Annotated in this window: 7 protein-coding genes and 2 pseudogenes; 5 read left to right on the plus strand and 4 right to left on the minus strand. The window is 68.2% G+C overall.

The window, feature by feature from the left end; translation table 11 throughout:
• Positions 1-34 precede the first annotated feature (34 nt).
• Positions 35-877 (minus strand): SDR family oxidoreductase, encoded by an 843-nt coding sequence (locus L0P92_RS20145; protein WP_234764187.1) that lies wholly within the window; start codon positions 875-877, stop codon positions 35-37.
• A gap of 65 nt (positions 878-942) precedes the next feature.
• On the opposite strand from L0P92_RS20145, the gene L0P92_RS20150 reads away from it, so the two are divergent.
• Positions 943-1278 carry a winged helix-turn-helix transcriptional regulator gene (locus tag L0P92_RS20150; RefSeq protein WP_234764188.1) on the plus strand — a complete coding sequence of 112 codons (336 nt, stop codon included), beginning with the start codon at positions 943-945 and terminating at the stop codon, positions 1276-1278.
• Positions 1279-1330: 52 nt separating this feature from the next.
• Here L0P92_RS20150 and L0P92_RS20155 read toward each other — a convergent pair whose 3' ends face one another.
• Positions 1331-2212, minus strand: a complete 882-nt coding sequence (locus tag L0P92_RS20155; protein ID WP_234764189.1) for an SPL family radical SAM protein — start codon at positions 2210-2212, stop codon at positions 1331-1333.
• Positions 2213-2332: 120 nt separating this feature from the next.
• Between L0P92_RS20155 and L0P92_RS20160 the strand changes: the two genes are divergently transcribed.
• The 3 genes from L0P92_RS20160 (at position 2333) to L0P92_RS20170 (ending at position 4055) form a co-directional block, all read left to right on the plus strand.
• The gene (locus L0P92_RS20160; protein WP_234764190.1) at positions 2333-2713 is read left to right on the plus strand and encodes a VOC family protein; all 381 of its coding nucleotides are present in this window, start codon (positions 2333-2335) and stop codon (positions 2711-2713) included.
• 57 nt (positions 2714-2770) lie between these two features.
• The gene (locus tag L0P92_RS20165) at positions 2771-3562 is read left to right on the plus strand and encodes an MBL fold metallo-hydrolase (protein WP_234764191.1); all 792 of its coding nucleotides are present in this window, start codon (positions 2771-2773) and stop codon (positions 3560-3562) included.
• 76 nt (positions 3563-3638) lie between these two features.
• Positions 3639-4055 (plus strand): PPOX class F420-dependent oxidoreductase, encoded by a 417-nt coding sequence (locus L0P92_RS20170; RefSeq protein ID WP_234764192.1) that lies wholly within the window; start codon positions 3639-3641, stop codon positions 4053-4055.
• A gap of 8 nt (positions 4056-4063) precedes the next feature.
• Here the strand turns inward: L0P92_RS20170 and L0P92_RS20175 are convergent.
• Positions 4064-5262 (minus strand): annotated as a pseudogene (locus tag L0P92_RS20175) (IS110 family RNA-guided transposase).
• A gap of 274 nt (positions 5263-5536) precedes the next feature.
• Positions 5537-6031: a MarR family winged helix-turn-helix transcriptional regulator gene (locus L0P92_RS20180; protein ID WP_234764193.1), complete on the minus strand. Its 495-nt coding sequence runs from the start codon at positions 6029-6031 to the stop codon at positions 5537-5539.
• A gap of 418 nt (positions 6032-6449) precedes the next feature.
• On the opposite strand from L0P92_RS20180, the pseudogene L0P92_RS20185 reads away from it, so the two are divergent.
• Positions 6450-6949, plus strand: a pseudogene (locus L0P92_RS20185) (NF041680 family putative transposase); the annotation flags it as partial.
• Positions 6950-7025 lie beyond the last annotated feature (76 nt).

Genomic DNA, 7025 nt, shown 5'->3' on the forward strand with positions numbered 1-7025 from the left:
ATGAAGGGGCGGTGTGCTGGGGTGAAGGGGCGGCTCACAGGCCGAGGTCGGACAGCCACTGGCCGGTGGTCCGGGGGGTGATGCCCAGCAGCTTCTGGGCGGAGTTCTCCGGCGTGATCGAGCGGGCGGGAAGCGCGTTCATGGCCGCGTACATCCCGGCGACGTCGGCGGCGGGGCCTTCGCCGATCACGGGCGCGACGGAGGCGCGCATCTGCTCGGGGCTGATCGCCTCGAAGAGCACGTCCTTGCCGAAGTGAGCGCCGAAGGCCTGGGCCAGGTCCGGTCCGGTGATCGCCGGGTACTGTCCGACGGAGACCACACCGGTGACGTCCTGGCGGTCGAACAGGGCGACCGCGACCTCGGCGATGTCCAGGTGGGACGCCCAGGAGACGGGGAAGTCGGCACGGATCGGGTAGGGCAGCACGCCCTTCTCGCGGACCGTGCCGAGGACGTACGGCATGAGCAGGTTCTCCAGGTACAGCGTGGGTTCGATCACCGCGTGCGACACCCCGCTGTCCGCCAGGCCGCCGAGCAGGACCGCGACCGCGCCGCCGGTGGCGGGGTCGGTCGGCGTCCCGCTGGTGGACAACACCACGCGGTCCGGGCGGGCCGCGCGGACGGCCGTGACGATGTTGCGCGCGTAGGTGCGGCGGTCCTCCTCCGAGGTCACCGGCAGATGGACGAACACGCCGTCAGCGCCGCGGTAGGCCTCGGTCAGCGCCTCCGTGGAGGAGTACCCGGCGGCCACCACACGGGCGCCGTCCACGACGGTGTCCGGGGTGCGGGTGAGAGCGGTCACGGACTTGCCCGCGGCGACGAGAGAGGCGACGACGGGGGCACCCTGGGCGCCGGTGGCGCCGTGAATCACGTAGGTCATGGAGCCATTAGTGCATACGATGCACCAGTTACATCAACTGCACTAATGGGGTTACGGTTGAGAACATGACCGATCCCTGTCTGCCCGAGTGCGGTGTGGCCCGGTTCCTCACGCTCCTCAATGGGCCGTGGGCCACCCTGATCGTGCGTGAACTGCTGCGTGGCCCGCACCGCTTCACCGAACTGCGGGACTCTCTGCCCGGCATCAGCCCGCACACCTTGACCAACCGGCTGCGTCAGTTCGAGCGGCACGGCATCGTGACCCGCACCACGTACGCGGAGATCCCGCCGCGCGTCGAGTACGAACTCACCCCGCTCGGCGAGGGTCTGCGCGACGTGCTGGATGCCATGGGGGACTGGGCCTTGGCGGTGCCGGATCCGGGGGCCGAGGTCACCGTCTGACGTACGTCCGTCGCCGCGACAGCGCCCGGCCGTGCGGCAGCGTTCGGGCCGGTCACGCCGACGACGCGAGCCGCTGCCGTAGAGCGTCGTTGTCGTCGTGGTGGACGACCTCCTCGAAACGCAGCCGCAGACCGTGCTTGTCCAGGAGCTCCGCCACGATCACGTCGAGCCGCTCGCGGTGCTCCTTCGTCCGCGCCTGGAGATACGCCTCGCGGACGTCTTCCGGCTCCTCGCCGAGGACCTGGTCCATGCGCTCGCGGATGTACCGCTTGAGGTTGATGTGTTCCATGAACACCTCGGTGACGCCGGCGTCGACGAGTTGGCCGAAGAGGTCGTCCAGGAGCTCGGGCTGCGTGGCGAAGTGGGGCAGCAGCGGGCCGACGAAGGCATACGTGGGGATACCGGCGTCCCTGAGTTCGGCGAGGGCGCGCAGGCGGCGGGAGGCGAGCGGGGCGCGGACCTCCAGCCAGCGGCTGACCTTGTCGTCGGCGGTGGTGACGGTCATGCCGACCTCGGCGCGGGGCAGGCTCGTGAGCAGGTCGATGTCGCGCGTGACGACAGGTGACTTGGTCAGGATGCGCACCAGCCCTGGGTACTCCACCGCCAGCAGCTCGCGCAGGATGCCGCGGGTGAGCCGGTACCTCGTCTCGTGCCCCTGGTACGGGTCGGTGACCGAGCTGAGCAGCATCGTGCCCCGGCGCTTCTCCTGCGGCATCCTGGCCAGCTCCTTGCGGGCGAGCTCGACCGCGTTCTTCTTCACGTACAGGTAGTCACCCCACTCCGTCACCGAGCGGCCGAACTGCCGCCCCGCGAAGCTGGCGAAGCAGTAGGCGCAGCCCAGCACACAGCCGGTGTAGGGGTTGATGACGTAGTCGTTCGATGGGGTCTTCGACTTCTGGATCAGAGTCTTCGCCTCGATCTCGACCGGTTCCATGACAGCTTCCTTCCCTCTCGGTGTCTATCCACGGAACAATAATCGAAGGAAGTTGCTTCCGTGGAATGTAAATGCAAGGCTGGGTATCGGCCTGTTCGGAGTACGTAAGGAGTGAGCGTCATGACCGTCCCCGCCTTCAGCTCGGTCGCCTGGTTCGAGTTCGGGACCGACCAGCCGGAGAAGATCAAGAAGTTCTATGGCGAGCTGTTCGACTGGAGGTACGTCCTCAACACCAACACCCCGGGCGTGACCTACCACTCGGTGATGACGCCGGGCGCCCAGCAGCCGACCGGCGGCGTGTGGGAGTCGGAGGGCGCCTTCCCCAACTACGCGATCTTCTACGTCCTGGTCCAGGACGTCGCCGCGACCGTCCAGCGCGCCCAGGAGCTTGGTGCCAAGGTGCTCATGGAGCCGGTCTCCGACTCCGCGGGCTTCACGTTCGCCCGCCTGGAGGACACGGCCGGCAACAACTTCGGCGTCTTCTCCGCACCCGCCCGGTAGCCGCAGGGCCACCTACCACCCGCCACTGTTCCTGTTCCCTCGACCGGGAGGTCCCCGATGTCCGGCGCCGGTGCCACCAGCGAAAAGATCAGCGAAAAGATCCCCGTCCGCGTCTACGGCGGCCCCACCACACTCATCGAGTACGGAGGCCTCAGGTTCGTCGCCGACCCGACCTTCGACCCGCCCGGCGAGTACCCCACCGGCGTCGGCGACTACAACCTGGTCAAGACCGACCCCTCGCCCGTCACCGCCGCCGACCTCGGGCACGTCGACGTCGTCCTGCTCTCCCATGACGAGCACCAGGACAACCTCGACACCGCAGGCCGCGCCTTCCTTCCCGAAGTCCCCGTCGTCTTCACCACCGAAAGCGGCGCCGGCCGCCTCGGCGGCAACGCCCGTGGCCTCGCGTTCTGGCAGACCGCCGAACTCACCCGGCCCGACGGCGGCACCGTCACCGTCACCGGGGTGCCCGCCCGCCATGGCCCCGAGGGCTGCGAACCGCTCTCCGGCGACGTCGTGGGTTTCATGCTCACCTCCGACGACCTGCCCTCCGTCTATGTCAGTGGCGACAACGCGGCCCTGGAGTACGTCCAGGAGATCGCCGACCTCTACGCCCCCGTCGACACAGCCGTCCTCTTCCTAGGCGGTGCCCGCCACGCGATGTTCTTCGACAACGCCCTGGTCACCCTCGACAGCGCTCAGGGCGCCGAGGCCGCGAAGCTGCTCGGCGCACGCCGCGTCGTCCCTGCCCACTTCGACAGCTGGGCCCACTTCAAGGAAGGCCGCAAGGAGGTCGAGGCCGCCTTCACCGAGGCCGGCCTGGCCGACCGCCTCGACTTCGCCCGATAGCCCCGGCCGGCTCCTCGGCGATGAGATCGCCTCCCCGTCCCGGGTTGCGCACACGAAAGGTGAGCACGTGCGGAAGATGACCGAAGCCGAATGGCGGGCATTCGTCTCGCACGGCACCCGCACCGGCAAGCTGTCCACCGTCCGAGCCGACGGCAGCCCCCATGTGACACCGGTCTGGTTCCTCCTCGACGGCGACGACATCGTGCTCACCACCGAGAAGAACGGCGTGAAGGGCCGCAACCTCGCGCGCGACGGGCGATACGCCCTCTGCGTCGACGAGGACCGGCCGCCGTACGCGTTCGTCCTGCTCCAAGGCCATGCCGAGGTCTCCGAGGACTCGGACGAGATGCTGCGCTGGGGCGGCCAGCTCGGGGCGCGCTACATGGGCGACGACCGCACCGAGGAGTACGCCGCCCGCAACGGCGGCCCCGGCAACCTCCTCGTCCGCGCCCGCATCGACAAGGTCATCGCCTTCGCCGGCATCGCTTCCTAATGCTGTTGTCAAGCAGCTGTAGTAACTGGCGGTGTGACTTGGTAGTGCCGTCGGTCACGGATCAGGGCCCACAGGACGTTGACGCGTCGGCGGGCAAGGGCGAGCACGGCCTGGACGTGCTTCTTGCCCTCGGCGCGTTTGCGGTCATAGAACTTCCGCGAGTTCGGGTCGCAGCAGACGCTGACCAGCGCGGAGGTGTAGAAGACGCGCTGGAGCCTGCGGTGATAGGTGACCGGCCGGTGGAGGTGGCCGCTGACCTTGCCCGAGTCTCGCGGCGCGGGGGCGACGCCGGCGAAGGCCGCCAGAGCATCCGGGGAGTCGAAGTCATCCAGGCTGCCACCGACGGCGGCGAGGAACTCGGCGCCGAGCACGGCACCAACGCCAGGGACGCTTGTGACTATGTCGGCGAGTTCGTGCTCGCGAAACCGGCCCTCGATGAGCTTGTCCATCTCGGAGATCTGCTCGTTGAGGGCCATCACCTCCTCGGCCAGGGTATGGACCAGCTTCGCGATGGTCTTCTCCCCGGGGATCGCGGTGTGCTGGCGTTCGGCGGCCTGGAGGGCCGCGTCGGCCAGGGATCTGGCGTTGCGGACCTTGCGGTTGGCCAGCCACTTCGTCAGCCGGGTAACTCCGGCGCGGCGGATAGCGGCCGGGGTCTGGTAGCCCGTCAGCAGCCTGAGCGGGCCGGTGTTGGTCACGTCCAAAGCCCGCTCCAGGGCCGGGAACATGCTCAGCAGGGTGCCGCGCAGTCGGTTCACCACGCGGGTGCGGTCCTCGACGAGGTCGGCACGGCGTCCGGTCAGCAGCTTGAGCTCGACGGCCGTCTCGTCGCCGGGGCGGATGGGCCGCAGGTCGCGGCGCATCCTGGCCTGGTCCGCGATGACGTAGGCATCACGGGCATCGGTCTTGCCCTCGCCGCGGTATCCGTCGCAGGCCCGGTTGACCAGGCGGCCGGGGATATAGAGGACCTCCTGGCCGTGGTTGAGCAACAGGGCCAGCAGCAGCGCGGGCTCCCCGCCCGTCATGTCGATGGCCCAGGTGACCTCACGGCTGTCGGCCAGGTCGAGGACGTCACCGATCAGCTTCTCAGCAGCTCGGGCTCGTCGTTGGCGACCCGCCGCGACAGCAGGGTCTTGCCGTCGGCGTCCAACGCAAGGCCGTGATGGTGGCCCTTGCCGCTGTCGATCCCCGCCCATATCCGGCTCATCGCGCTCCTGACGTGCGTGCTCGTGCTCTTCATGCCACGGACGACCTCGCCGGCATTGCTCTACACAGCGACTTGTTCGCACTTCCTGATCGGCGGCCGAGTCGGCGTGGGGTGCCGGGCGGCGAAGCGATGCAAGCCACGAGACGGCAGCCGACTGATAGCCACACCCAGCACCCCTGGGCGACCCAACCTTACGAATGGCTCGATCAACCCGATCAAGAAGGTAGAGCCGACTGAGCCCGTACAGACCCCGCGATCCGCCGAGGCATCGCGTTCACGACGCCGACCGGCCCTGCTGCCCCGGCACCGGCGTCTGCCCCGCAGCCTTCCGCTCCGCGTCGAGGGCACGGCCGGCGGCCCGCAGGGACTGAAGGGTCTCGGTGACTTCGCGGACGGACCGCTCGGGAATCACCGACCCGATCCGCAGCGCCAGCTCGTCCTCGAAGGCCTTCATCGCCCCGTCCATCAGTTTTCGTCCCTGGTCGGTCAGCTCGACGATCGAGGAACGCCGGTCGTTCGGATTGGCCCGCCGCTCGCAGAAGCCCGCCGACTCCAGACGGTCGACCACCTTGCTCGTGCCGCCCACCGTGATCGCGAACTCCTCCGCGATGTCCTGGATCCGCGGCCCAGGCCGCCGAATCAGCAGGTGCAGCACCTCGAACGAGGTCAACGGAAGGTCGTACTCGCCCCGCAGCCGCGCATCGATCCCGTCCCACAACTCGGTCTCCAGCCGGACCAGCTCGTGGTACAGCAGCTTGAGGCTACTCATCATCATCTTCCTGTGAATTATCTTCCATGGATGTTCAATTCTACGTCGTGGCGATCCATGCAGGGGCTCCTTCGTGCCTGATGGCAACGAGTCGTTCGAGGTGGCGACACGCCTCGCCTGCGGGTGCAAGGTTCAGAGCTCCATCGTTCACGCCCCTTCCTCACCGCGCCGCAGTCGGGTTGACGACAGAGCGGTGCGGCGTTGGGCACGGATGCAGGGTCGGCGCCTGAGGCGCCGAAACAATGTTGAACTGTGCCAGCCTTCAGGAAATTTGATGCCACAACGAGGCGAGTGACCCGCGTTGCACAGAGGCGTGTCCGGCTCCGTCTGGCATGCCAGCCCCCAACGCCCGAGTCGTGCGCGGACCCGGGTTCAGGAAGGCCAACAGGACTCCGAGCCTGCGCCGCAACCATGCGTGCTGTGTACGCGGCGGGCCTGCTTGCGGCAGTTCGGGCACCCCCACTCATTTGAGGGCACCGTCGTCTGCCTGGCCGTGGAGCAGCTGCCGTCCGGCGGGGTGAACAAGCCGGTCTGGCTGTGGTGGTCGGGCACCGGCGCCAGCGCGGCGGACGTCGACCGCTGCTGGTAGTCCTTCCTTCGGCGTTTCGACCTGGAGCACACGTTTCGCCTGTTCAAGCAGACCCTTGGATGGACCAAGCCCCGGCTTCGGAGTTCGGAAGCGGCCGACCGGTGGACCTGGCTGGTGATCGCCGCGTACACCCAGCTCCGGCTCGCCCGACCGCTGGCCACAGACCTCCGCAGGCCCTGGGAGAAGCCGGCCGAGCCGAACAGACTTACCCCCGCCCGCGTCCGACGGGATTCAGAAACCTGCGCACGAAGACCGGCTCTCCGGCCAGGGCACCGAGACCCTTAACACCCGGACCAGGAAGGCCACTTGGTTCGAAGAACCGCCCTCCTGAGCTGCCCCTAGTTTCGTAGCGGCCGATCTTGTGTGTTTCAGGCTGCGTTCGCGGTGGCCAACAAACGGCAGTAG

The sequence above is a fragment of the Streptomyces muensis genome (genome assembly GCF_021474425.1).
Taxonomy (GTDB): Bacteria; Actinomycetota; Actinomycetes; order Streptomycetales; family Streptomycetaceae; genus Streptomyces; species Streptomyces muensis.